Origin of the sequence: Bacillus sp. NTK071 (assembly GCF_017303315.1) — a bacterium.
Taxonomy (GTDB): Bacteria; Bacillota; Bacilli; order Bacillales; family Guptibacillaceae; genus Guptibacillus.
On sequence record NZ_JAFKOI010000005.1, the window covers coordinates 200491 to 225829 of the forward strand.

Genomic DNA, 25339 nt, shown 5'->3' on the forward strand with positions numbered 1-25339 from the left:
TCTATAAGTATCTACGGTGCAATTTCTTTCCGTCATAAGAAAATAACACTTCTTTATCCTCTACTCTTGTCTCCATATGAACAGGACGTCCCCACAATTGATGAATGTAAGGCAGAACTCGCTCTAAATATTGGAGGTCAAGTTCAGTATCTTCAAATGAATGATGAACATACATTTCTCCAGCTTTCATGTAATTCCCATCTGTAACCGTTAAATATGGGAAGCCTCCGTTCACTCTCATCGTAACAAGTTGATCTCGAATGTGTTCCCATTCTTTATCAACGATTTTGTAGTCACGACCTTTCTTCTGGAATAAATACAAGTCTTCTCTATAAACAAGATCTTTGGTTAAGTAATTTCGAATAAACGAAATATCAGCTTCCACTTCACGAACCTCAAACATTTTCTCTCTGCCACCACCAGGCATAAACCCTCTTCGCTTCATTTCTTCCGTTGGATTATCGTATACTTCTTCAATATGTTCAAAGATTTTAAGTCCAAGGTAGTAAGGATTAATACGCGTTTTGGAAGGCTGAACAACGTTTGCATTAAGGGAAGCAAACTCTATCGCTTCATCCGTTGTTAAATCCATTTCTCGTAAAATGCGTTGATGCCAATAACTCGCCCATCCTTCATTCATGATCTTTGTTTCAAGTTGCGGCCAGAAATATAGCATTTCCTCACGCATCATAGTCATAATGTCTCTTTGCCAGTCTTCTAGTTCGGTGCTATTTTCTTGTATAAATAGCAGTAGATCCTTCTCAGGATGAGGTGGAAACTTCTTTTTCTTTTTTGGAACCGGCTCGTCCGCCATACTGTCTTTATCAAGTGACCATAAATCATTATAAGGAGAATCGTCTCTTACTGGCGGTAAATCATCTTCCTGAGCACTGTAAGTTAACCTAGGTCGCATAATGGATGGATCAATATGCTCTTGAATCGAGAGCACCGCGTCCAAGAAGTTCTCTACTTCCTCCTTACCATAATGATGTTCATAATAAGCAACACGTTCAGCAGTGGCCGTCATACTTTCAACCATATCCCGCCTCGTATTAGAGAAACGAACATTATTTTTAAAGAAATCACAGTGAGCAAGTACATGGGCAATAATGAGTTTGTTCTGAATTAAACTGTTTGTATCTAACAGGAAGGCATAGCAGGGATCAGAATTAATAACGAGTTCGTAGATTTTGCTTAAACCAAGGTCATATTGAAGTTTCATTTTATGAAATTGCTTACCGAAACTCCAGTGGGAAAACCGCGTAGGCATTCCATATGCACCGAACGTATAAATAATGTCTGCAGGACAAATTTCATAACGCATAGGATAATAATCAAGGCCGAATCCTTTCGCTATCTCTGTAATCTCTTCAATAGCGAAAAAAATTTCTTTCTCTGTAGTCATGTCATTCCCTCCTAAAGGATTGCTTACTAATATGTATGACCGGACAGGTAGGTTCATGATTAGAGGGATTAAAAACAAGCTACTCAACCGTATTTTTTAAATCTATTGAAAATTCTATTATTAAGAGTATAATCAAGGATAAATTTTGTAAGGGAGTTGATGATTTGAAGCTACTTGAAAATGCCAGTCGAATCGCAGGAAATACATTTGCAGTATGGGTTATTCTCTTTGCTGTGCTTGGGTATCTTTTCCCAGAAGGTTTTACATGGATCACGTCCTACATAACGATTTTGCTTGGTATTATTATGTTTGGAATGGGTATGACCTTGTCAGGAAGTGATTTTAAAGAAGTGGTTAAACAACCTAAAAGCGTTGCGATTGGTGTAGCTGCTCAATTTATTGTGATGCCGCTCCTTGCTTATGGACTTGCCGTTGTGTTTCAATTACCTCCTGAAGTAGCAGTTGGCGTTATACTAGTAGGCTGCTGTCCGGGCGGAACAGCTTCTAATGTCATGACATACCTTGCCAAAGGGAATACAGCACTGTCAGTGGCCATTACAGCAGTTTCCACTCTTCTTGCACCACTATTAACCCCTTCACTCGTATTATTATTAGCGAGTCAATGGTTACCTGTTTCAGCAGGTGATCTTTTTCTCTCCATTTTTCAAATGGTCGTTATTCCAATTACACTTGGTTTTGCCGTTAAATTAGTATTTAAAGAAAAAGTGGAGCAAAGCGTTAAAGCTCTCCCTCTTATTTCTGTTATTTCTATCGTTGCAATCGTAGCCGCAGTGGTTGGAGCAAGTAAGGATCGAATTGCAGAGACTGGTCTAATTATTTTTTCAATCGTTATTCTTCACAATCTTCTTGGGCTTCTCATCGGCTACTGGCTTGCAAAGTTCCTTCGTTTGAAGGAATCCGATCAGCGCGCTATATCGATCGAGGTTGGTATGCAAAATTCCGGACTTGGTGCCGCACTCGCTGCTGCCCATTTTAACCCAATCGCAGCCGTACCAAGTGCGATATTTAGTGTTTGGCATAACCTATCAGGACCTATTCTTGCAACAATTTGGAGTAAGAAATCGACAGTTAGTAAATCTAATAAAGGATCTATAGAGAGTAAAAGTGCATAATGAAAAGACAGGCCCCTCATATGAGGAGCCTGTCTTAAATTAGTTATATACTTTTTCTTCTTCTTTATTTGAAGATGTCTTCTCGAGATGAAGTGTTTGAGTAGGAAATGCAAAGGAAACTTGCTCTTCTTCAAGAATTCTCATAATTTTGAAGTTCACATCCTGCTTCACATTTAAGAAGTCACCCCATGTAGTCGTATTTGTAAAGAAGTATAAGAAGATATCAAGACTACTGTGATTAAACTCATCAAACGATACAAAAATTGTTTCTGGATGAATATCATCATGCTCTCGAAGCATATTCTCAATACGATTAATGCAGATTTCTAATCGTTCAGACGGTGTATCATACGTTACACCAAGATGAAACGTAATTTGACGTTTGCCCATTTTTGACCAATTCGTAATGTTTTCATTTGCTAATCTCGCATTTGGTACGGTAACAAGCGCTTGAGCGAAGGTACGAATTTTGGTACTTCTAAACGTGATATCCTCAACTACACCCTCAACACTCGGCGTTTTAATCCATTCTCCGATCGAGAACGGTTTCTCTGTAATAATGACAATCCCGCCAAAGAAGTTCTCAATTGTTTCTTTTGCAGCAAGTGCAAAGGCAAGACCCCCGAGACCTAGCCCTGTTATAAATCCATTCACATCGTAATCAAACTCACCTGCAATAACACTGAAGGTCATTGCTACAATTAAGAAACGAATCGTCTTAGATAGGAATGGGATGAGCAACTGATCAATTTTTAAATTGTATTTCTCATTGACGGTGTTGAAGAACAACGAGGATGCAGAAGATAGATTATACAACCCCCATGATGCAAGAAAGATGAGAGACGAACGGACGACTTGTAGGAAAATATCATTATGATGATTCCAAAACGGTACATACAAGACGGAAATATATAAACCAATAATGACAAAAAGCATTCGAACAGGTCTTTCAAAAGCCAGGAACAAATGCGTAAAGAATTCTGTAGAAGATTTTCTACTGATTTTTAGAAATAAAGTAAAGATGTATTTCGCGAAAATTTTTCTCATGATGAGAAACAGAAAGAAAATTCCTAGAGCGATTCCTAATTGAAGCCATTTGTTTTCAACCTCTAAAAACTCCATTACGCAATTTCTCCTTTTTATAGGTTATTAGAATAGACATTCGTTTCTTCTACTACCATTTTGGCAGTCCAACATCTATAATAGCTCATTTACTATCAAAAAATCGCCCACTCGATAAATAGGTGGGCGATTAACATATACGTTTCGTCTTATAGAGTTTTGTGGTCTGAATGAGTATTAAAAGAAAGCCCTCTAGAAATCAGCAGGTTTCTTTCCTAATAAGAATAATGCAATCCAGTCGTAATTAAATAACCAACAAGAACCCCTAAAAAAGTAGAAATGAATATATAAGACCACTTTGATTGAAATTCGATTGAAACTCCGTTAATTGGCTCATATAACCAACTGTATTGAACAAACCCCAGTATGAACAGCAGCATAATGCCGGACGCTAAGCTTGTCACTGCCGACTCCCCCCCTTTACACCTTCCCTGTTCTTTTTAAAATTTCCAAAGACAGTTTTCGACAATTATCGTTCCATAAAACGAACAATTAGTCGGTATTCAATAATCAGAAGCACCTTCTAATCAATAGAAGATGCCAATTCAATCATACGATCTTTACTCATTGGTCCAACTAGCCTTTTCATTATTATACCATTTTTGTCAATCACATACGTAGTAGGAATTGTGATTGTTGCAAAATTTTCTGCTTGCTCTCCCTCGGTATCCATAAGCACAGGAAACGTAATTTCATATTTATTGATGAACTCTTCCACCACCTGGGCGGATGATTCCTCACTCGTAATATTTACAGCAAGAATTTCTGCATCATATTCTTCAGCCTTTTCCTGATAAAACTCTTCCATATGAGGCATTTCTGCTTTACATGGAGGGCACCAGGTTGCCCAGAAGTTTACAAATACTACTTTCCCTCTATAATCAGATAGTCTCACTTCCTGGCCTTCTAATGAATATAATGTAAAATCAGGAGCAACATTTCCTTCGTTTATCCCAACTTCTTGTTCTCCTGTAACCGGTTCTGTTAATTCTTCATTTTCACTTTTGTTACCTGCGTTAGAGGAAATAACACCAATAGTGATAAGCATAATAAGGACAACTATTCCAAAGAGTGACCGTTTCATTCGTAGCTCCTCCTCGTATGCAAGTGAAGTAGAATAAAAGATGCAGATCCGGCAGTAATAAGATTAATCCACTGCCAACCTGATAGACCAAGTAACGTTGGCTCTCCAAAGAAGAACTCTACTATGATAGAAAGAATCCCTCCCCAAAGGAGAAGATCAAGAAAAAGCCACTGTGATGATTTTGTCAAAAATAATAGACCAAGCAGAAAAGCATGTAGAAGCATAAACAAGAAACTTCCATCACTATACAGCCAAGAACATACTCCAATGATGACCGACGTTATTTCTACCGCTATTACTAATAGAAATAAGATCCTTCTCCGTTCATGTAGCTTCATAATTTTCCAACCAACATACCCTATACTTAAGAATAGTGCTATCACAAAACCATAGCTACCTCCAGTAAAATAGACAAGTGATAATGGAGCTGTAAAAACAAGTGTTGGATTTAAAAACACTAGGCTTAATTTCCAAACAAGCACAAAAAATATCACCGTCTCATATGCAATAGAAGATGCCGTTGAATGGTTGTACCATTTTTTCTCAATGAAATAAATCATCAAAAGTGCAACAATTATGCCAATTCCAGCCCATACAAACTCATCTGGAACCGAGATTTTTCCGATGGTAGTCATATTCGTTTTTCACCTTCACACTCGCATACTTTTAAAACACCAGCAACCTACCGACTTTTGACTAGAAGTTCAACGGCTTGTTTCACAACATCTTCCGTTGATTCTCCTTTACTAAGTTGCTCACGCAAACATTCTTCAAGATTAGAACCAACAATTAAACCAATCGTACGATCAATCGCTGTTCGGCTTGCAGAAAGTTGAGTAATTACTTCTTTACAATCCTTTTCTTCTTCCATCATACGTAGAACACCTCTAATCTGGCCTTCTACTCTCTTTAATCGGTTTTTCATTTCTTTTGAATATTCCATAATTACCCTCCTAAATCATTTATATAAAACGTTATTTACGAATATTCTGTCATAAATAAATTAATTTCTTGCTACTTCTCTTCATATATTGTAAAATAAATCGTAATTTAAGGATAGGAAAAAGGTTTAGGTAAATAAAAGGAGGCAGTGCCCTTTGGATTTATCCGAAGATGATAAACGGTTATCAAAAATTTATCGAAAAATTGTTACCTCGAACGAGTACAAAGCAGGTAAAATTCTTGAGAAATTAGATAACGAAACGAAAGACAAAGTATTTAATCTCATTCGTATGAACAAAGCTGACTACGAACATCAATTAAATAAACAACAACTTCACCAATAATAGAAAAACCGGCTGAGCAAGCCGGTTTTCTTTATGTTTACGAATTCAATCAAAAGCCAGGACTCCATGGTCCTGGCTTTCTATTATAGTACTATGTTACCCCAAACGGTCGTGGACCTTACTCATAACAGACTTTCTTAATTCATCAAGTTTGTTCTTACTGTTGTCGAGATTGTCACTATCGACACCAAAGTAGAACTTAACTTTCGGTTCAGTTCCTGAAGGTCGCAGACAGAACCATGATCCATCTTCAAGTTTGTATTTCAGCACATTGGACTTAGGAAGATCGATTTTCTCGGTGCTTTCTTTCTCCAAATAAGTTCGCACACTGGTTTGATAATCCTCTACACTATCCACCCTAAGGCCGGCCGCTTCAGTCGGTGGTTGTTCACGGAATTGAGCGAGAAGGGATACAATCTTTTCTGCTCCTTCTTTACCTTTTAGCGTTAACGACTCAAGCCCTTCCTGATAATAACCATATTGCTCAAACACCTCAAGCAATCCTTCATAAAGTGTCATACCTTTCGACTTATAGAAAGCAGCTACTTCGGCTGCTACAAGACAGGCTTGTACAGCATCTTTGTCACGTACAAAGTCACCAACCAAATAACCGTAGCTTTCCTCATATCCAAATAAAAAGGTATGTTCACCTGATGTTTCGAATTCTTTTATTTTCTCTCCAATAAATTTAAATCCAGTCAATGTATCATAAGATGTAAGCCCATTGTCTTCCGCAATTTTGCGACCAATCTCTGATGTAACGATTGTTTTAAGAACAGCACCGTTTTCTGGTAAGACTCCATTTTCTTTCTTTTGAGTAATAATATAGTTCAATAAGAGGGCACCGGTTTGATTACCTGTGAGCACCACATACTGACCTTCTTTATTCTTAACCGCAACTCCAACACGATCCGCATCAGGGTCTGTCGCTAAAAGTAGATCAGCATCTTGTTTCTCCCCATACTTAATAGCTAGCTCAAATGCTGCATGCTCTTCTGGGTTCGGTGAAGAAACTGTTGAGAAATTAGGATCAGGAAGCTCCTGTTCTTCTACAACTGTTACTTGGTTAAATCCATATGCCTTAAGACCTTCACGTACAGGAAGGTTTGCTGTTCCGTGCAATGGCGTAAATACGATTTTCAATTGATCGCCCATTTCTTCAAGAAGCTCCGTATTGACGCGAAGCGTTTTTAACTCTTCAATGTACTGAGCATCAATTTCTGCTCCAATCATCTCAATAAGTCCGTTATCTTTCAGCTTCTGTTCTGAATCAACTTGTACTTCTAGCTCATTCGCAACACCGTCAACGTAGGAAATAACTTCTGCTGCTGCTTTAGGTGGTAACTGGCCACCGTCTTCACCATATACTTTGTATCCATTGTATTCGGGAGGATTGTGACTAGCGGTGATAACGATACCTGCGTAGGCGTTTAGCTTCCTTACTGCAAATGAAAGCTCTGGAGTGGGGCGTAGCTCTTCAAATACGTAAGTTTGGATGCCATGGGTTGCAAGCGTCTTTGCAGCCTCCATAGCGAACTCAGGAGATTTATGGCGAGAATCATAAGCGATCGCTACTCCACGTTTTTTTGATTCTTCGCCATGTGCATCTATGTATTGAGCAAGACCTTCAGACGCTTTGCGGATCGTGTAAAGATTCATCCGATTAGTACCCGGTCCGATTTCACCGCGCATACCGCCTGTTCCAAATTCAAGATTTTTATAAAATGCATCTTCAATTGCTTTGTCCTGTCCTTTAAGAGCTTCAAGATCTCTTTTCAGTTCCTCATCAAGTGAAGTCGCTGTTGTCCATCGTTGATATTCGTTTTTCCAGTCCATATTTGCCTCCTGTTATGTAGAACTTCTGTAATGGTATATATTCGAGAGTATCAGTCGAAATCCTGCTGTTTTTAAGGATTGGTATACATTCTCTCTACTTCTTTGTTCATCATAATACGAATTGAAATATATGCCAATGACATTTCAGAAAAATCACTTTTTCTTTTAATAAACTAGGCAAATTAGACACAAAAAAAGCAAGCCATGTATCGGCTTACTTTTTATAATGGATTTCATATAAATCTTTTCTTCGATCACGGAGCTGACGTACTGTTCCAGATTGGCGCTGTCTTCTAAGTATTTCAAGATCAACATCACCCACAACAACTGTTTCAATATTTGGATGACACTCACCAGCAATGCCATCTCTTGAAAACGCAAAATCAGATGGAGTGAAAATACCTGACTGTGCGTACTGTACGTCCATATTTTCTACCTGAGAAAGGTTTCCAATCGTACCGGCAATTACCGTATAGATTTGGTTCTCAACAGCTCTAGCCTGCGCACAGTAACGTACACGAAGATAGCCTTGTCTGTCATCTGTACAGAATGGGGTGAATAGAATATTTGCTCCTTTGTCAGTTGCAATGCGTCCAAGCTCAGGGAATTCAATATCATAACAGATTTGGATGGCAATCTTACCGCAATCTGTATCAAACACTTCAATACCATCTGAACCATGTATCCCCCACCAGCGACGTTCATTAGGAGTAACATGAATTTTGTATTGCTTTTCAATTGTTCCATCTCTTCTAAATAAATAAGCGATATTATAAATTTTCTCATCTTCTAGAACAAAGTGAGATCCACCAATAATATTTACATTGTATTTCACAGCTAATTCTGTAAATAGTTCTATATATGGTTCTGTGTATTCCGTCAGACGCCTTACAGCTTTACTTGGAATCTTTTCATCCATAAATGACATCAACTGTGTCGTGAAGATTTCAGGAAAAACAGCAAAGTCTGATCCAAAGTCTGCTGCAACATCAACATAATATTCAACCTGATTCGCAAATTCTTCGAATGAGGAGATTTTCTTCATTGCATACTGTATGGCACAGATCCGAACAGGGAAAGAAGATCTAAAATGCCTACGTGTTTTGGCTTTATACTCTACATTGTTCCACTCCATTAATGTGGCAAATTGCTTTGAAGCTTTATCGTCGGGTAAGTAGTTTGGATTAATTCTCATGACGTTAAATCCATTCATTAATTGGAATGTCAGCACTGGATCGTATATATTCTGGAATTTCACTTCTTCAACGTATTCTGTTGCTTTCATTTCATCCGAATGTTTATGGTAATTAGGAATTCGTCCACCTATTATAATACTCTTCACATTTAATTCGCGGGCAAGATCCTTACGAGCATCATAAAGTCGCTTACCAATTTTCATTCTTCTATATTCAGGATCAACCATTACTTCAATACCATATAGGTTGTACCCATCTGGGTTATGGTTTGTAATATACCCTTCATCTGTTATATCGTCCCAGGTATGCTGGTCATCATACTCATCAAAGTTCACCATTAGGCTTGAACATGAGCCGATAATTTCTCCTTCAAGCTCTACACAAAACTGTCCTTCAGGAAAAATATCTAAATGGCTTTCGAGATGATCTCGTTTCCACGGTTCCATACCGGGAAAACACTTTTTCTGTAATGCAAGAATTTCATCAATGTCCTCATACCGAATGGGTCTTAGTTCAATCTTCTTTTCAAACTTCGAAACGTCTAATTCTGACATCTGCTTTCCCTCCACATTCTATCTATTTTCTTATGTACCCTATTTAGTGATCATTCTACCCTGATTTTATCATACGATTAATCAAATAGAAGAGACTGACATTCGTCAGCCTCTTTGTCTTTACGCTCGAGTTGTTCCATTCTGAGAAATGCTAGAAAGTGCAGTACCTGCTTCTTGCTGGCCTGGTGTCTTCGTAGCGAAATCACCAAGTGATACCATCCCGACAACCTGATTGTTCTCTACAACAGGCAGGCGTCGAATCTGGTTCTGTGCCATTAAAGCCGCCGCTTCTTCTGCACTCATGTTTGATGTGGCAGAAACGATATTGTCAGACATGCACTGACTCACCTGACAATTCGCATTGCCTCCAGTAGCAGTAGCTCGAGTTGTGATGTCTCGATCGGTAACCATTCCACAGAGCTGGCCGTTTTTCATGACAGGCAGTGAACCAATGTTATATTGATTCATTAAAGCTGCTGCTTCCTGAATCGATTGCTCTGGAGAAACAGACACAATATTCTTCGACATGAGGTTTTGCAGATTATTATGCACAAGCATTCCTCCCGATTTATTAGATCGTAAGACATGAAAGACAACGTCTTTCACCCTCTAGTGTAGACCCCTTCCTCTTCAATTATTTTTCCTTATTCTGTGAAATGAAACTGTTATCTGTATGAAAAACAATATGCTTACCATCGCTTGTCGCAATAATTGTACCAATTTGGTCTGTTCGAAGTATTGGGATGTTTTGCAACTTCAACCTCTGCAATACGTTAGTATCTGGAAAATGATACCTATTATTTCTGCCTACAGATATAACAGCGGCTTCAGGCGAAACGGTATTAAGGAATAATTCTGAGGTAGCTGAATCAGCCCCATGATGTCCTAATTTCAAAATATCTGAAGACAGTTGTTTCTTCTTTAATGAAGACATCATATTTTTCTCAACCTCCACACCGGCATCACCCATTAGAAGAAATGTATTTTGCTTGTGACGAAGTCGTAAAACAGCACTGTAATCATTAAAGTCCTCATATTCAGCACGCTTTTGTGGCGACAATATGTGGACGTATACATCCTGTCCAAGTTTAATTTTCTTTCCTTCCTCTGCATACATTACACTAATTTTCTTTTTCTTAATAACTCGCTGTAGTGCTTTGTAATGATAAGTTGGGTATGACACATCAGGCATAATAAGTTTTCCAACTTTAAATGCCTTCAACACTTCATCCATACCCCCGATGTGGTCATGATGTGGGTGCGTAGCAACAACGTAATCCAGCTCTTCTATCCCAATTCTTTTTATATATTCTGTCACAATGTCTCCGTCACCATTATCCCCTGCATCAACTAACATGGATTTGTCTCCATGAATGACAAGAATGCTATCCGCTTGTCCAACATCGATAAAATGAATTTCTGCCTCATTCATTTGGGCTGTTGCACTGGTGGGCATTAGCAATAAAAGAAGAAGCGAAGAAAAGAATATAGCTATATACTTCATATAAATTCCTCCAGAGCTTTTCTTCTCATTAGTATGTGCGTTTCTTTTCTTACTAAAAGAAAAAAAGCTTCCCATTTAGGGAAACCTTTAAGAACGAACTTCTTCTTCTTTTCTAAAGAAACTTTTCATTGCGTGATATACATCTTTTTTCTCTTTAAGAATATAATGCCTAAATTTCGGATCGTGAATGTTCTTATATGCGCTCATAAGCGTCGAATGCCGATTATAAGCATTGACTTCACCGTATCCAAACATATTTGAAACCTTCATAATTTGATTAACTAGTTTAACACATCGTGTATTGTCTGATGTTAAATTATCTCCATCTGAGAAATGGAACGGATATATATTGTAACGTGTCGGCGAATACTTTTCATCAATTAGCTCAAGCGCTTTTCGATAAGCAGAAGAACAGATGGTTCCACCGCTTTCTCCTTTTGAAAAAAAATCGTCTTCAGTGACGACTTTTGCTTCTGTATGATGAGCGATAAACTCAATCTCCACTGTTTCATATTTAGACCTTAGAAAACGAGACATCCAGAAGAAAAAGCTTCTTGCCATATATTTTTCCCATTTGCCCATTGAGCCACTTGTATCCATCATCGCTAGAACAACAGCTTTTGACTCACGCTTGATTTCTTCATTCCATGTTTTGAAACGTAGATCATCTTGATAAATCGGAGCAATCGAAGGTTTCCCGCTGATTGCATTTCGCTTATAAGCCGTTAAGATCGTTCGTTTCTTATCGATGTTACCCATTAGACCTGTTTTTCGAATATCATTAAACTCCACTTTTTTCTGCACAACATCAGCTGTTTCTTTCTCACGTAAATTCGGCAATTCAAGTTCTTTGAATAGAATATCCTGCAGTTCTACAAGCGAGACTTCTGCTTCATAATAATCTTCACCTGGTTGATCGCCTGCTCCTTCACCCTTACCTGCACCTGGTTTCTTTTCACCAGACCCATCACGTGCCACTACGTCTCCCACCTGACTATCGCCTTCACCTTGCCCAACATGCTTTGACTTATCATAGTTGTAACGAATTTTATATTCATCAAGAGAACGAATTGGTATTTTAATGACATCTCGACCGTTGGAAAGAATAATGTTCTCTTCACTGATGAGATCCGGGAGATTGTTTTGGATAGCATCCTGAACTTTTTCGGCATGGCGTTGTTGATCCTGATAGCCTTTTCGGTGGAGGGACCAATTCTCCTGAGAGACGACGAAATTGTTGGAATCTTTGTCTTTCATGCCTTATTCCCCTCCTTAAAAAATAAAATTTCTATCGGAAATTTATTCAATGATCGATGATCGTTCATGATGTTTGTTCAAAAACATAATCCTAATGTGGACATCCCTTGGCTGCGTGGAATAGTATACTTTATCCTATGCAAATACAAGCGATAATTGACAATTAATTCTGACAAATAGGGCTTTAACCGCTCTAATTTCAATAATTAATTAAAAGTTGTACATTTTTCTCACCAGTTTTACGTCAAACACCAGAATTGAATCCAAAAAAATAACTCCCTTGATGGGAGTTATCCTTTACTATCTTCATTTTCATGTTGTTCAGGATCTGGATGGTGTCCTTTTTCTTTTACTTGTTCATTCGTATCAAGCTCTTCCATTTCCTTACCAAGCTCTTTCATTTCTTTCTCATCCATTGCCATCGAACTGTTTTCAGGCTTTTCTTTACGATTTGCCACAATGAATCACCTCACGAGGTACAGTACCCGTATTTTGTTTTTTCTAACCCAATTAGGTTATTTGTGAAAACTGAAATCGATTTTTTCAAGCGGCCAGTAGCGAAGGTTCACCTTTCCTACAACTTGATCCATCGGAACAAAACCGATATGTCTACTATCATAGCTATGTCGACGATTGTCTCCCATAAGAAATAAATACCCTTCTGGCACTTCAACTTTCCCCGTCTTATCTTCTAACTTAAAATTCTCAGTTAAATTTCCGTTAAAGATGTCATCTTTATATCGATCAAGATAACTCTCTTCTATCTTATCTCCATTAATGTAAAGCTCATCATTTTTATATTCAATCGTATCTCCAGGAAGACCGATTACTCTTTTAATATAATCTTCTTTTTCATTTGCATGAAAAACAACAAGATCAAACCGATCTGGTTCAGACACTTCATATCCAATTTTATTAATAATTAAACGATTCCCATCTTGAATCGTAGGCATCATAGACTCACCGTGAACAACGTAGTTAGTGATAAGAAATTCACGTATAACAATGGCTAGGACGACAGCTATAGAAAAAGCTTTAATCCATTCCCATAGCGGACTGCGTTCCTTCTTCATGTTAAACCTCTTTTCGATACGTCTTTACGTATAATCTATCACTCATAATCCATAGGCACAAGCACGCAAGGTTTTGATAGCGGTTTCAAAACAAACAATTCAATTCATTAAAAAGAAGCATACCTATTAAGGTATGCCTCGTTATATTATCGATTTAACAAACTGCCAACATATCGGAGCAATTCATTTGCTGAAATAGAATTATAGCCATGTTCATCAATCAAGCAGGCAATAACTTCGTTAATTTTCTTAAGCTGGTTTTCATTTGGTGTCTTAGAAGAAGTCGTGATTTTCACAACATCTTTTAGATCAGCAAATAGCTTCTTTTGAATGGCCTCTCTTAGACGTTCATGCGAGTTATAGTCAAATTTCTTCCCTTTACGAGCATATGCTGATATCCGAATGAGAATCTCTTCTCGGAATGCTTTCTTTGCATTCTCTGAAATTCCGATTTGCTCCTCGATGGAACGCATCAACTTGTCATCTGGACTCATTTCTTCTCCAGTAAGCGGATCACGTAACTTATTTTTATTGCAATATGCTTCTACGTTATCAAGATAATTATCCATAAGCGTCTTCGCACTTTCTTCATACGAGTAAACGAATGCTTTCTGCACTTCTTTCTTCGCAATTTCATCGTATTCTTTACGAGCAATTGATATGAAATTCATGTAACGCTCTTTATCTTCTTTGGAGATGGAAGCATGTTGATCGAGTCCATCTTTCAGAGAACGGAGCACATCAAGCGCATTGATTGATGGTACTTCTTTTCGAATAATCGTAGATGAAATACGGTTGATCACATAACGCGGATCAATACCGCTCATCCCTTCGTCTGAATGCTCTTTATGAAGCTCATCTACATCCACCTGGTTAAAGCCTTCTACAATTTCCCCATCATAAAGACGCATTTTCTTAACAAGATCAACGCCCTGACGATTTGTATCCTTTAATCTTGTAAGAATAGAGAATATAGCAGCTACTCGGAGAGCGTGAGGTGCTATATGAACATCTGCAACATCACTTTCCCGAATCATTTTTTCATAGATACGCTCTTCCTGACTCACTTTTAAGTTATAAGGAACAGGCATGACGATGATACGCGAATGGAGAGCTTCATTCTTTTTATTTGAAATAAAGGAACGATACTCCGCTTCGTTCGTATGGGCCACTACCAGCTCATCAGCAGAAATTAAAGCAAATCGGCCTGCTTTAAAATTTCCTTCCTGCGTTAATGAGAGCAAATGCCATAGAAACTTCTCATCACATTTCAGCATTTCCTGGAACTCCATCATTCCACGGTTCGCCTTGTTCAATTCTCCATCGAATCGGTAAGCTCTCGGGTCTGACTCTGAACCAAATTCCGCAATTGTTGAAAAGTCAATGCTACCAGTTAAGTCAGCAATATCCTGTGATTTTGGATCAGACGGACTGAATGTTCCAATACCTGTCCTTTTGTCTTCGTTAAAGAAAATTCGTTCAACCATAACATCTTCAATACGCCCACCATATTCTTGTTCAAGACGCATCACATTAAGTGGCGATAGACTTCCTTCGATACGAATACCATACTCATCATGGAATTCCTCTCTTAAGTGATGAGGAATAAGATGCAGTGGATCTTCATGCATTGGGCAGCCTTTAATTGCATAGACCGCACCAGAATCTTCATGAGAATATTTCTCCAAACCTCTTTTCAGAACTGTCACTAATGTTGATTTCCCCCCACTAACAGGACCCATTAATAAGAGAATACGTTTTCTGACATCTAACCTTTTCGCAGCAGGGTGAAAATACTCTTCTACCAGACGTTCAATCGCTTCCTCAAGTCCATAAAGTTCTTCTGAGAAGAAAGAATAACTTCTATTGCCGTCGACTTCATCAATCCCAGCATCTTTTATCATATTATAAACACGTGAATGAGCTGACTGCGCTACTTCAGGTCGTTCCCGGATAATTTCTAAGTACTCACTGAAGGTTCCTTCCCACTTCAGCCGCCTCTCTTCTTCTCGATGCTGCTGGATTTTGCGTAAGATATCCATTAAGAGCCCCCTCCAAGTTTGATTCATCGGATTTAATACATGTTATGCGGGGATGTCCTATAACATTCGGCTTTCTTTTCGCTTAAGTCTCAATAAAGTAAGCCTCTGTCTAACATAATTCATTCTGAGTATATTAGTTTAATGAAAAGCAATAGAACAAAAAAAAGAACCGGTAGGACCGGTTCCATTTTTCACGTATGATAGACAACTGTAAATTCACTTAATTCATTCCCTGTTGCAGGGGACTTCTCTTTGGATTCACGCTTTTCTTTATGAGCATTTTTGAAAGAATCTGAATGCACCCAGTTTTGATAAGCTTCTTCATTCTCCCATTTAGTAAAAACAATAAGCTTACCATTCTCAGCAGACTGTTCAAGGAACATAAATTCCAAACAACCTTCAACATTTTTCATACTTTCAGCACTTTTACCAAAACGCTGCTTCATCATGTCTTTTGCTTCATCAGGTACTTTTAATTCGTTCATTACAACATACATAAGTAAATCCTCCTTTGCCATTCTTTCTCTATCGTATAGGATTACAACGTTTTTTTCCAATTGTATCTACTCCACACTCGAAGAATTACCCTCAAAACATTCACAGCATAAAGAACTTGGTTTATAATGAGAGGTAGATTTGGACACAATTTTACCTGAGGAGGATGAGACCATGAGTTTCCTAGGTATTTTAGTAGTAATCTTAGCTTTCCTTGCAGCCATCTTTACAGCCGGCTACAACGACCGACCAAGCAAAACCAAAAAAGGAAGTCGGTAAACCCGAAAAGCGGAAGTGGCCGTTTAGGTCCGACAAGCGCTGGAGCCCCACAATTTGAACACGGTCTTTGTGTTCGGATGGTGGGGTGAAGCGATCGAGGACCTGGCCACTGCAGCTGGACTAGAAAAGCGGAAGTGGGCGTTTAGACCCGACAGGCACTGGAACCATCAAAATTGAACACGGTCTTTGTGTTCGAGTTTGATGGTGAAGTGACCGAGGGTCTGCCCACTGCAGCTGGACTAGAAAAGCGGAGACGAGCGTTTAGAAACGGAGATATTGGAGCTCTTGAACTAAACCATTGGTGAAAGAATGACATATCAAAGTGATCCACCAAAAAGAACGACCTCATTTGAGGTCGTTCTTTTTTAGTCCATGTTAGGATAATTCCGCTGCCTAAGAGCTTCATACACCATAATGGCTGCTGTATTTGAAAGGTTAAGCGCGCGTACATGCTCAGTCATTGGAAGACGCAGACAACGCTCTTTATTATTCTGAATCAAATCATCTGGCAGACCGTTTGTTTCTCTTCCAAAAACAAAGTATGTGTTTTTGTCCTGTTCAGAGTAATCGAAGTCAGTGTGCGTGTTTGTACCATATTTCGTAATATAGTAATAATCCCCATTAGGATTCTTCTCAAAGAACTCATTAAGGGAATCATAATAATGCACATCAGCATATTGCCAGTAATCCAATCCAGCACGTTTAAGCATTTTATCATCTGTTGAGAATCCAAGTGGACGAATTAAATGTAAACTTGTATTTGTTGCTGCACATGTACGAGCAATATTGCCAGTATTAGCAGGAATTTCTGGCTGAAAAAGGACGATATTTAAAGACATATTCATTCACCTCCACATCAAAACATATCTATTATAGCATGTTTTAATAAGGAAGATGGAATACACTAATCCTCTATATGAAAAAACTTATACTTAATATCCGGAGTCCATGCAGTCGAGTCTTCGTATGCCCAGTAGCGTAAGCGGCTGTTCATTGTATGAGCATTCACAAGTGGATGCCCTTTCTCATCCTGATCCACTACGAATGTAGTATGTTCAAAGCGCCCATCTCCATCGAAATCATAGCAGATCACATCACCTGGGACTAGATCATCAGCCTGAGATACTTCCCGAGCCCTTAGCCCACTTTTAGAGCCACTTAAATGCCAGCGGAGTGCATGAGCAACTGTCCATGAATAACTCCAACTTTTCCCTTGCATCCACCATCCTTTTGTACGATCTGGATATCCACGCATCGGAGCCTTTCCAGCATAAAGACATTGAGAAATGAAATTTGTACAATCAACATCAAAACCCTTATAAGCAGGATTGTAATCATCCCACCACCGCTCAGCATATTTCACAGCTGAAAGACGATCATAATATGAACCTTTTGAACGACTTACAGAATTACCACTACCTTCAATATTTTCTTCAATCATATTCCCTTCCGTTTCAACTGATCGATCGAGGACTAGTGCGCCGTCTTCCATCTTTGCTAGCCTTTTTTCTACTCGTTCTTCCTGATAAATTTTATTCCCCTGCTTAATAAGGTATTGATGATGCAATAGATAATCGTAAATTTGAGTATGAACAAGATTCTTTTTCCCAAGTAGAATCCCACGGTTTTTGATACGAATAACAGTTGCTCCTCTTTCGTTACATTGATTCATATATCTTGCTGCAGCTTCTTCTTCCTCTGCTGGCCTTGTTCCTAACCTAGAATGATCTGTTCTATTTAGTAAGCTCGTAGCTTGCTCTTCCCAAAATGTTTTAACCTGGTCACCCCACCCCATGTGCGTCCCCCCTCATCGCACTTTATGACGTGGATTACAAACACATGCCTTAGAGTTATCGCTACTATCAAGTGAGGCAAAAGAAGACGAAGCTATAAAAAAGTAAAAAGCCAGCTTTCCTCTTTGTAAGAAAAGAGGAAAGCTGGCTTAAAAAACTATGGTAGTGCTACATGTAACGAATTCTGCTGTTCAAGCGATAACAAATATTCTTTCTTATCAACGCCACCGCCGTAACCTACTAAAGCTCCATTGCTACCAATTACTCGATGGCAGGGTACAATGATGGGTAATGGATTACGATTATTAGCTGAACCAATTGCGCGAACAGCTTTTGGTGCAGAAATGTTAACAGCGACATCTTTATAAGATCGGGTTTCACCATATGGGATTTCAGTAAGGTTGTTCCATACTTTCTGTTGAAAAATCGTTCCAATCATATCAAGCTTAAGATCAAAGAATCTTCTTTTCCCATTGAAGTATTCCTCTAATTGCATGGTTATGGGTTCAATCATTTCAGGATTGAAAACAAGGTCCGCTATCACGTGATGCTTTTTATACCACGTTTCAACTGCAGGTAGTACATCATCCGCACAACCAAAATCAACCCTACTAACACCCGCAGGACTAGTAAATATCGTTATCATACCGATTGGCGATTGAAACTCCCCATAATGAACCACTTGTTTCTCCATACTATCCCTTCTTTTTGTACATTTTTCACTATCTTACAACGCATGTTAATGTTTGACCATCGGCATTAAACCTTATTTTCAAGCATTGATAGCCCTTTAGCTATCTCATCAGCTGCATCCTTGTCTTTTTCTCGCATTTGCTCTTTATAAAGAGCATCATAAGCCCTATTTCCACCAATTTTCCCTAATGCCCATGCTGAAGTTCCACGAATAACAGGACGTGGATCGTTTTCCATCAATTCAATCAATGTATCAACAGCTGATTCATCCTTATAATGAGCAAGAGCTAGAATAGCATTTCGTTGAATCGGTTTCTTTCCTCTCCACGACCCAGCTGCGTTTCCAAATTTCTCTTTGAATTCACGGTTACTCATCGTGAGTAGCGGTATTAACTTCGGTTTAACCACTTCAGGATCTGGTTCGAGTTCTGGATGATGATGAAAATCTTTGCCTTTATTTTTAGGACAGACAAGCTGACATGTGTCACAACCATATAGTCGGTTGCCAAGTTTTGCGCGATATTCATCTGGAAGGAATCCTTTTGTTTGAGTGAGAAATGCAATACACTTGTTAGCATCGAGCTGTCCTCCTTCAATTAGCGCTCCTGTTGGACATGCATCAACGCAAATATTACAGTCTCCACACCCCTCCTCTACCGGTTCATCCGGCTCCAAATAAAGATCCGTAATCATTTCACCAAGGTAAACCCATGAACCAAATTCCTCGGTTATTGTCATTGTATTCTTAGCACTAAATCCAATGCCTGCTCTTTCTGCAACAGCTCTATCAGAAAGTTCTCCTGTGTCTACCATTGAACTTGTGCTCGCTTCAGGGACCTTTGATTTAATATATTCATCTAGAAGGGAGAGTTTCTCTCTAAGCACATGGTGATAATCGACACCCCAGGAAGCGCGACAGAACAAACCTCTTCGCTCCCCTCGCTTACTTCTTGGACTTTCCTTCATTCTAGATGGGTAAGCAATTGCGATTGATATAATTGTTGTAGCACCATTAAGCAATAGTTCTGGTTCAGTGCGTTTTTCAATATCTGATTCTTCAAACCCTGACTGATACCCGAGATCCTGCTGACGTTTTAATCGCTCTTTAAGTGACTTAAAGGGATCAGCTGCTGCAAAACCTATTTTATCAATCCCTATGGTTTTACTGTATGCTACAATATCTGACTTTAACTGTGCGTTTTTCATTTTTCTCCCTCCTTTCTTTCCTCATTTACATACTTTACATGATCCTTAACGTACGAAGTCTATTCAGAACTGCTGCCATATCAGATCTTCTAATACGAGCAACGTCTCCAGGGTGTTGATTTTGAAATAAGGAAAAAGCTCCAATGCCTTCTTTATTCATCCTATCTTCTATGAGATCAAGTAATTCAGGAATTGTATGCTCTCCAAGTAAGTTGTTTCTCTCAAGGTAATGAAGCACATCAGCTGCTAAGCGCGTTTGACTTGGATCTACGAGTTGTTCTACCTGATGCAATAATAGATCGGTATTCCCGTATAAGATGTGGTGCAATCCTTTCGCGGAAACCTTGGATTTCTTACCCTTCTGACTGTTCAAACTTGCCCCTGCTGGAATCCTTCTTCTCATTTCACCAAACCGCTCGCCACCCTCTTGATTACGAGTGTAAGAGTTCTCATGTGAAATTTTTTTGGCTTCGTCTGTTACATCATAAGGTAAGTAATTTTCCATTAGGATTACATTGTCAGCTACATCGAAATAATCACCTGATCCTCCCATAACAAGAACAGTTGAAATTCCGTAATCTGTTAAAAGCTGTTTTACTCGATCAATAAAGGGCGTAATCGGTTCCTTTTCTTTAGCAACTAATTGCTGCATACGAAAATCGCGAATCATGAAATTCGTTGCACTTGTATCTTCATCAATAAAAAGGGTTTTAGAACCCGATTCAATGGCTTCAACAATATTAGCAGCCTGTGATGTACTACCACTAGCATTTTCTGAAGTAAATGAGCTTGTATCTTTACCGTATGGAAGATTTTGTATGAACGGGGAGATATCAACACCCGTTACTTTACGACCATCTTCAGAACGAATCTTCATAGCATGTTCATTCGAGATCACATATTCTCTTCCGTCTCCTGCAATATGATCATATACGCCGTGTTCCATTGCACGCAAGAGGGTACTCTTACCATGGTAACCACCACCAACGATTAATGTTATCCCTTCCTTAATCGCCAGCCCCTTAATTGGCTTTTCTCGATGTGGGAGAGTGAGTTCTACTTCCATTTGATTTGGTGATTGAAACGCAACAGCGCGATTTGTCATAGGGCGATCGCTAATTCCACTCTCACGAGGTAATACAGCACCATTTGCGATGAAGGATACATAGCCATTGTCTACTAAATGCTCCCTAATGGCATGTTGCTGATCAGCCAAGTAGAGCGCCTTCGTTACTTCCTCTTTATTTAATGAAAATACAGAGTTACTCACCGTCTCTTGCAACTGATGAAACAACATCTGTTGAGCCTGTTTCCCAAGGACACGCCTTCCCTGTGCTGGTAGACCAATAGATAAGCAAATCGTAACTTTATCTTCGGTAATAGTCACAGCTGAGCGTTCGATTACTTTTTGGCCGGGTTCATCAATAGAGATAAGACCGCTTTTTCCAGTACCTTTCGCCCTCCTCTTTTGTTTCTGTATCGCAAAAGCTACCTTTCTTGCGATCTCGTCTTCTGATCGAATTCTTCTAACTGTCGTTAGGTCACATTCTGGATCTATAATAGTCTTATGACGAGGTATGATTATTCTAATTCTAGAAGGACTTGCAAATGGATCTCCCTGCACATAATCAATTGAAAGGGTATAATCAGCGAATGAATAGCTGCCCCTAATGTCTTTATATGCCTTATATCCTTTTCCATCTATTTTATCTAATTTGCTTTTAAGTTCTTTCATTTGAGGAAAACCTCCTTGTAAGCTTCGTTTCCTTGTATGTGATAAAATGAACGAAAAATGTATAGATCGGAGGAAAACGTCATGACACAGTTATCATTCTCTCCAATTATCGCTGATACACTTCCGGATTTTAAAATTGGGTACGCTACTTATCATGATATCGTGGTTGAAAATTCACCGCAAATGGTACGCGGGCGCTATCAATTCTATCAAGAAACCATGATGATGGATCTCGAAGAAACAGACTTAAATACATTCAACGCTGTTGCAGAATGGCGCTCCACATTCAAACGGATTGGAACAGACCCTTCTCGGTATCGTCCTTCTTCAGAAGCACTTTTGCGTCGATTAAAAAAAGGCACACCATTGCCACTCATTCATTCTGCTGCTGATATCAATAATCTTCTTTCACTTCAATACAAAATACCAATTGGTATATATGATCTGGATCAGGTAGAAGGAGCTATAACGATTCATATTGGGGATGAGTCTCACTCATATGAAGGTTTGAACGGACGTATTGTAACATTTAACAATAAGCTTATCTCGAGCGATGGTGTTGGTCCTTTTGGTAGTCCGATCGTTGACTCAAAACGAACAGTTGTAACAGAGGAGACACAAAACGCAATCCAGCTTTTCTATATACAACCATCATTACCTACCATTGAAGCAGAGAAACTCGTAAAAGCTTCAGCAGAAATGTTTAACCAGATTCACGGTGGTCGTTTCCAATATGGTGTTATCGATCGTTGAAAATAAAAAAACGCAACGCTTCGTTAATATAACGAAACACTGCGTTGGGTAAATGGTGAAAATTCGAGGAATTTCTACATTCCTCGCTGATGTAGTTAGAATACCACAGAACAATAACAATAAACAATAGATATTTATAATTTCTTTACATCTCACTTACAAATCGATTCGATTAGCACCATTCCGGTTTGACGATTAAACAAAACACCCCCTATAATCAAGCAGAGAGACAAGTAGAAAGGAGCAACTATATGGAACCATTTTCAACACCTTTTTTTGAAGAGAACTTTCGTCAGTACATACAAAAGAATAGCGACGTTTTTTCAAAATTAGAAGCGATGAACAGCTATTACCGCTCAGTTGTTTCCTCTATGATTTACGACAACTTGAATAAAAACTCAGAAATCGTTCGTCGCATTCGTAATCTAGATTCGGCATACAAAACGATTAAACAAGAAAATACCGAAGCATAAGAAAAAGCTCTCTTTTCAATAAGAGAGCTTTTTACATGCTTATTTTGGAAAATCACAAGAATCAGCTGTGCATGAATCTGCATCGCCACCAACAACCTCAAGTTTATTCCCTTCTCCCCAAGCCTTAGCAAGCGCCTGTTCAAACATCTCTACAGGCTGAGCACCTGATACGGCATATTTACCATCAAATACAAAGAACGGGACTCCCTGAATGCCTAGCTGGCTTCCCATTGCTTCATCATTACGTACTTCTTTACTAAACTCGTCGGTACCCAACATACGCTTAATATCAGTACCATCTAACCCAAGTTCATCACCAAGCGACGCTAGGGTTTCATGGTCACCAATATTTCTAGATTCAGTAAAGAAAGCATAGAATATACGCTCTGACATTTCGTTGCTTTTACCAATCTCTTTCGCATAATGCACAAGACGATGAGCATCGAACGAATTAGTAGGGATCATCTTATCGAAGTCATACGTTAGATCCTCTCCAGCTGCCTGCTGTCTCATATTCTCGCACATACCGTGAGCCTGCTCTAAGCTCACATTATACTTCGCTGAGAGTAGCTCCGCCATGCTTTCTCCATTCGATTTTTAGCATTCGGATCAAGTTCAAAACTTTTGAAGATAACCTCTACCTGATCTTTTTGTGGAAAGCTACTAAGTGCATTCTCAAGACGTCTTTTTCCTATATAACAAAATGGACATACGAAATCAGACCAAATTTCAACTTGCATCGTATCACTCTTTTCCATAAAGATTACAGTTATCTTAACATTAATATAAGATAAAATGCATGTAATCAAGATTATGATAAAAGCAAGGGATGCAGCCATATTTTTAACTCTAAGATGAAGAAATGATATACCAGCTTGTAGCATCACATTGAACAATAATAACCGTGCCTGCAGAGAGTGTGGCGATTCCTCCTACGCCAAAAGCATTGACAGTTACAGTTCCTGATCCATTGTTTCTCACCACAACAGCTTTACCAAAGTAACGATTACTAGGTTGAGGAAGAGTTACAGACGTATTTCCAGTTGCAATAATTGCAAAATCATTATCGCCAACTAACGTGTTTTCCGATACTGATCTAATATTAAGCTGAATTCCACCCGAAATGTCTAATGTACCAAGGCCACTATAGTTAATGCGGTTGATCGACTGCGAAGAAACACCCTCAGGTGGTTTAGGAAAAACATTTGCCCAGTGGTTACTAATGAGAGATACAGTATTCGAAGTTGTAGCATTCGCTGAAATAAAGTTATTTAAAGTTCCTGGCCCCGATAAACGAAATCCTGAATGTCTTAAGTCGAATCTAGAACCTATTGGTAAATCAGCATTAACAACAGTTATCGTTCCAGTAAGCGTATTTGCATTACTATAAGAAATTAAATAATTACAACTTTCAGTAACGGACACCATGCTGTTTACCGTCCCCTGAATTGAATATAAAACTTCGTTTGCAGCTGTTGTGGTAAAAAGAACTCCGAAGTTACTATTTAGAAAGGTTAGAGCATAATTACCGTTCGCTACACTTATAGGACGATTTACTATTTGTGCAAGGTTACTACCCGTAACATTGGCACGAATACCATCCATAAAGAGATTGTAAGATCCGGCTGTCGTATCAAGACCTATTAGCACTGCAGAGCCAGGATTATTTGTAATAGTAAGAGCAGTATTTATAAAATTGGCAGCTCCTCCAGCACTCAATGTAATCAAAGTAGCGCTATTTCCATCTCCTGGTCCTAAATAAGTAATATCTGCTTCCCTAAAAGTAACTGACGATGAAATTTGTATTGGTGTACTAACAGTTTTAGGCGGTACGATAGAGACATCAGAAATGGTTAACGGACCACCTCTTACATTGATTGAAACAGGTAAAACTGTCGAAGATCCTGAACCATATAGATCAATAAAATCTAGAGTTGTAATTGAATTGGATGGTTCAGACGCGTACAAACCAGGTCGAATTTGAACCTTCCACCTGTTATTACTATTTCTTGTACCAGATACTCCATTAATGGCCGTAAAAGCGCTCGCAATCGTTTTAAAAGGTTTAGTTTCATCTTGAACAACCCCAGTTGAATCATTGCCAAAAACATCATCTACAAATGCCACTCTTTCAACATTAACAACTGTTGGGCCCGTAGCTCCACTTGAACCTGTTGTTCCAGTCGCTCCGGTTGCCCCAGTTGGTCCTGTTGCTCCGGTCGCTCCCGTTGATCCAGTTGCCCCGGTTACACCTGGCGTTCCGGTTGCTCCTGTGGGTCCAGTTGTTCCGGCTGTCCCGGTTGCTCCGGTTACTCCAGTTGCTCCGGTTGTTCCCGTTGCCCCAGTTGTTCCTGTATCTCCAGTCGCTCCGGTTGCTCCAGTTGGTCCGGTTGGTCCCGTTGTTCCAGTTGGTCCTGTAG

Annotated in this window: 25 protein-coding genes and 1 pseudogene; 4 read left to right on the forward strand and 22 right to left on the reverse strand. The window is 39.1% G+C overall.

The window, feature by feature from the left end; genetic code table 11:
* Position 1: 1 nt before the first annotated feature.
* Positions 2–1405, reverse strand: a complete 1404-nt coding sequence (locus JI666_RS11225; RefSeq protein WP_206891756.1) for a SpoVR family protein — start codon at positions 1403–1405, stop codon at positions 2–4.
* A 164-nt stretch (positions 1406–1569) separates the two neighbouring features.
* On the opposite strand from JI666_RS11225, the gene JI666_RS11230 reads away from it, so the two are divergent.
* The gene (locus JI666_RS11230; protein ID WP_206891758.1) at positions 1570–2538 is read left to right on the forward strand and encodes a bile acid:sodium symporter family protein; all 969 of its coding nucleotides are present in this window, start codon (positions 1570–1572) and stop codon (positions 2536–2538) included.
* A gap of 39 nt (positions 2539–2577) precedes the next feature.
* Here the strand turns inward: JI666_RS11230 and JI666_RS11235 are convergent, their stop codons facing one another.
* The 5 genes from JI666_RS11235 to JI666_RS11255 all read right to left on the reverse strand — a co-directional run bounded on the left by JI666_RS11235 (position 2578) and on the right by JI666_RS11255 (position 5687).
* Complete coding sequence (locus tag JI666_RS11235) at positions 2578–3660, reverse strand: mechanosensitive ion channel family protein (protein ID WP_206891759.1); 1083 nt, start codon at positions 3658–3660, stop codon at positions 2578–2580.
* 215 nt (positions 3661–3875) lie between these two features.
* Positions 3876–4064, reverse strand: a complete 189-nt coding sequence (locus JI666_RS11240) for a hypothetical protein (protein ID WP_206891760.1) — start codon at positions 4062–4064, stop codon at positions 3876–3878.
* Positions 4065–4183: 119 nt separating this feature from the next.
* A complete protein-coding gene (locus tag JI666_RS11245) occupies positions 4184–4744 on the reverse strand; it encodes a peroxiredoxin family protein (RefSeq protein WP_206891761.1) in 561 nt (186 codons plus the stop codon).
* Positions 4741–5379, reverse strand: a complete 639-nt coding sequence (locus JI666_RS11250; protein WP_206891762.1) for a hypothetical protein — start codon at positions 5377–5379, stop codon at positions 4741–4743. Before JI666_RS11250 ends, JI666_RS11245 begins: the two co-directional genes overlap by 4 nt.
* A 47-nt stretch (positions 5380–5426) precedes the next feature.
* A complete protein-coding gene (locus JI666_RS11255; RefSeq protein WP_206891764.1) occupies positions 5427–5687 on the reverse strand; it encodes a metal-sensitive transcriptional regulator in 261 nt (86 codons plus the stop codon).
* A 154-nt stretch (positions 5688–5841) separates the two neighbouring features.
* Between JI666_RS11255 and JI666_RS11260 the strand changes: the two genes are divergently transcribed.
* A complete protein-coding gene (locus JI666_RS11260; RefSeq protein ID WP_048312976.1) occupies positions 5842–6030 on the forward strand; it encodes a hypothetical protein in 189 nt (62 codons plus the stop codon).
* 96 nt (positions 6031–6126) lie between these two features.
* On the opposite strand, the gene JI666_RS11265 is transcribed toward JI666_RS11260, so the two are convergent.
* From JI666_RS11265 to JI666_RS11330, 14 genes are all read right to left on the reverse strand, one after another.
* Entirely contained in the window at positions 6127–7866 is a 1740-nt protein-coding gene (locus tag JI666_RS11265; RefSeq protein WP_206891765.1) for a phospho-sugar mutase, read from the reverse strand.
* Positions 7867–8080: 214 nt separating this feature from the next.
* On the reverse strand, positions 8081–9616 hold the full coding sequence (locus JI666_RS11270) for a bifunctional GNAT family N-acetyltransferase/carbon-nitrogen hydrolase family protein (RefSeq protein WP_206891766.1): 1536 nt from the start codon (positions 9614–9616) through the stop codon (positions 8081–8083).
* A gap of 120 nt (positions 9617–9736) precedes the next feature.
* The gene (locus tag JI666_RS11275; protein ID WP_206891767.1) at positions 9737–10174 is read right to left on the reverse strand and encodes a CBS domain-containing protein; all 438 of its coding nucleotides are present in this window, start codon (positions 10172–10174) and stop codon (positions 9737–9739) included.
* Positions 10175–10250: 76 nt separating this feature from the next.
* The gene (locus JI666_RS11280; RefSeq protein ID WP_206891768.1) at positions 10251–11120 is read right to left on the reverse strand and encodes a ComEC/Rec2 family competence protein; all 870 of its coding nucleotides are present in this window, start codon (positions 11118–11120) and stop codon (positions 10251–10253) included.
* Positions 11121–11207: 87 nt separating this feature from the next.
* On the reverse strand, positions 11208–12377 hold the full coding sequence (yhbH, locus tag JI666_RS11285; RefSeq protein WP_206891769.1) for a sporulation protein YhbH: 1170 nt from the start codon (positions 12375–12377) through the stop codon (positions 11208–11210).
* A gap of 290 nt (positions 12378–12667) precedes the next feature.
* Entirely contained in the window at positions 12668–12835 is a 168-nt protein-coding gene (locus JI666_RS11290) for a hypothetical protein (RefSeq protein ID WP_206891837.1), read from the reverse strand.
* 57 nt (positions 12836–12892) lie between these two features.
* Complete coding sequence (lepB, locus tag JI666_RS11295; protein WP_206891770.1) at positions 12893–13450, reverse strand: signal peptidase I; 558 nt, start codon at positions 13448–13450, stop codon at positions 12893–12895.
* Between the two features lie 146 nt (positions 13451–13596).
* On the reverse strand, positions 13597–15492 hold the full coding sequence (gene prkA, locus JI666_RS11300) for an ATP-dependent protease PrkA (protein WP_206891771.1): 1896 nt from the start codon (positions 15490–15492) through the stop codon (positions 13597–13599).
* A 191-nt stretch (positions 15493–15683) separates the two neighbouring features.
* Positions 15684–15989 (reverse strand): antibiotic biosynthesis monooxygenase family protein, encoded by a 306-nt coding sequence (locus tag JI666_RS11305; RefSeq protein WP_098446377.1) that lies wholly within the window; start codon positions 15987–15989, stop codon positions 15684–15686.
* Between the two features lie 642 nt (positions 15990–16631).
* On the reverse strand, positions 16632–17105 hold the full coding sequence (gene trmL, locus JI666_RS11310) for a tRNA (uridine(34)/cytosine(34)/5-carboxymethylaminomethyluridine(34)-2'-O)-methyltransferase TrmL (RefSeq protein ID WP_206891777.1): 474 nt from the start codon (positions 17103–17105) through the stop codon (positions 16632–16634).
* 65 nt (positions 17106–17170) lie between these two features.
* Complete coding sequence (locus JI666_RS11315; RefSeq protein ID WP_206891779.1) at positions 17171–18061, reverse strand: amidase domain-containing protein; 891 nt, start codon at positions 18059–18061, stop codon at positions 17171–17173.
* A gap of 155 nt (positions 18062–18216) precedes the next feature.
* Complete coding sequence (locus JI666_RS11320) at positions 18217–18753, reverse strand: methylated-DNA--[protein]-cysteine S-methyltransferase (protein WP_211201490.1); 537 nt, start codon at positions 18751–18753, stop codon at positions 18217–18219.
* A 65-nt stretch (positions 18754–18818) separates the two neighbouring features.
* Positions 18819–19958 carry a tRNA epoxyqueuosine(34) reductase QueG gene (queG, locus tag JI666_RS11325; RefSeq protein WP_206891781.1) on the reverse strand — a complete coding sequence of 380 codons (1140 nt, stop codon included), beginning with the start codon at positions 19956–19958 and terminating at the stop codon, positions 18819–18821.
* A 34-nt stretch (positions 19959–19992) separates the two neighbouring features.
* The gene (locus tag JI666_RS11330; RefSeq protein WP_206891782.1) at positions 19993–21693 is read right to left on the reverse strand and encodes an ABC-ATPase domain-containing protein; all 1701 of its coding nucleotides are present in this window, start codon (positions 21691–21693) and stop codon (positions 19993–19995) included.
* 81 nt (positions 21694–21774) lie between these two features.
* Here JI666_RS11330 and JI666_RS11335 point away from each other — a divergent pair, with 81 nt between their 5' ends.
* Both JI666_RS11335 and yvfG read left to right on the forward strand, forming a co-directional pair.
* Complete coding sequence (locus JI666_RS11335) at positions 21775–22446, forward strand: B3/B4 domain-containing protein (protein ID WP_206891783.1); 672 nt, start codon at positions 21775–21777, stop codon at positions 22444–22446.
* Positions 22447–22697: 251 nt separating this feature from the next.
* Entirely contained in the window at positions 22698–22919 is a 222-nt protein-coding gene (gene yvfG, locus JI666_RS11340; protein WP_206891784.1) for a protein YvfG, read from the forward strand.
* Positions 22920–22958: 39 nt separating this feature from the next.
* Here the strand turns inward: yvfG and JI666_RS11345 are convergent.
* Together JI666_RS11345 and JI666_RS11350 are read right to left on the reverse strand one after the other, a co-directional pair.
* Positions 22959–23659 (reverse strand): annotated as a pseudogene (locus JI666_RS11345) (DsbA family oxidoreductase).
* 109 nt (positions 23660–23768) lie between these two features.
* Positions 23769–25339: hypothetical protein (locus JI666_RS11350; RefSeq protein ID WP_206891785.1), on the reverse strand; the 1571-nt coding region annotated here is incomplete at its 5' end.

Bases quoted from the DNA above. Each gene is read 5' to 3' on its own strand.
- JI666_RS11225 (WP_206891756.1), bottom strand. From the start codon at position 1,405: ATGACTACAGAGAAAGAAATTTTTTTCGCTATTGAAGAGATTACAGAG.
- yhbH (WP_206891769.1), bottom strand. From the start codon at position 12,377: ATGAAAGACAAAGATTCCAACAATTTCGTCGTCTCTCAGGAGAATTGG.
- yvfG (WP_206891784.1), top strand. From the start codon at position 22,698: ATGGAACCATTTTCAACACCTTTTTTTGAAGAGAACTTTCGTCAGTAC.
- JI666_RS11270 (WP_206891766.1), bottom strand. From the start codon at position 9,616: ATGTCAGAATTAGACGTTTCGAAGTTTGAAAAGAAGATTGAACTAAGA.
- JI666_RS11305 (WP_098446377.1), bottom strand. From the start codon at position 15,989: ATGTATGTTGTAATGAACGAATTAAAAGTACCTGATGAAGCAAAAGAC.
- JI666_RS11275 (WP_206891767.1), bottom strand. From the start codon at position 10,174: ATGCTTGTGCATAATAATCTGCAAAACCTCATGTCGAAGAATATTGTG.
- trmL (WP_206891777.1), bottom strand. From the start codon at position 17,105: ATGTCTTTAAATATCGTCCTTTTTCAGCCAGAAATTCCTGCTAATACT.
- JI666_RS11335 (WP_206891783.1), top strand. From the start codon at position 21,775: ATGACACAGTTATCATTCTCTCCAATTATCGCTGATACACTTCCGGAT.
- queG (WP_206891781.1), bottom strand. From the start codon at position 19,958: ATGAAAAACGCACAGTTAAAGTCAGATATTGTAGCATACAGTAAAACC.
- JI666_RS11315 (WP_206891779.1), bottom strand. From the start codon at position 18,061: ATGGGGTGGGGTGACCAGGTTAAAACATTTTGGGAAGAGCAAGCTACG.
- JI666_RS11320 (WP_211201490.1), bottom strand. From the start codon at position 18,753: ATGGAGAAACAAGTGGTTCATTATGGGGAGTTTCAATCGCCAATCGGT.
- JI666_RS11265 (WP_206891765.1), bottom strand. From the start codon at position 7,866: ATGGACTGGAAAAACGAATATCAACGATGGACAACAGCGACTTCACTT.
- JI666_RS11250 (WP_206891762.1), bottom strand. From the start codon at position 5,379: ATGACTACCATCGGAAAAATCTCGGTTCCAGATGAGTTTGTATGGGCT.
- JI666_RS11245 (WP_206891761.1), bottom strand. From the start codon at position 4,744: ATGAAACGGTCACTCTTTGGAATAGTTGTCCTTATTATGCTTATCACT.
- JI666_RS11255 (WP_206891764.1), bottom strand. From the start codon at position 5,687: ATGGAATATTCAAAAGAAATGAAAAACCGATTAAAGAGAGTAGAAGGC.
- lepB (WP_206891770.1), bottom strand. From the start codon at position 13,450: ATGAAGAAGGAACGCAGTCCGCTATGGGAATGGATTAAAGCTTTTTCT.
- JI666_RS11280 (WP_206891768.1), bottom strand. From the start codon at position 11,120: ATGAAGTATATAGCTATATTCTTTTCTTCGCTTCTTCTTTTATTGCTA.
- JI666_RS11235 (WP_206891759.1), bottom strand. From the start codon at position 3,660: ATGGAGTTTTTAGAGGTTGAAAACAAATGGCTTCAATTAGGAATCGCT.
- prkA (WP_206891771.1), bottom strand. From the start codon at position 15,492: ATGGATATCTTACGCAAAATCCAGCAGCATCGAGAAGAAGAGAGGCGG.
- JI666_RS11330 (WP_206891782.1), bottom strand. From the start codon at position 21,693: ATGAAAGAACTTAAAAGCAAATTAGATAAAATAGATGGAAAAGGATAT.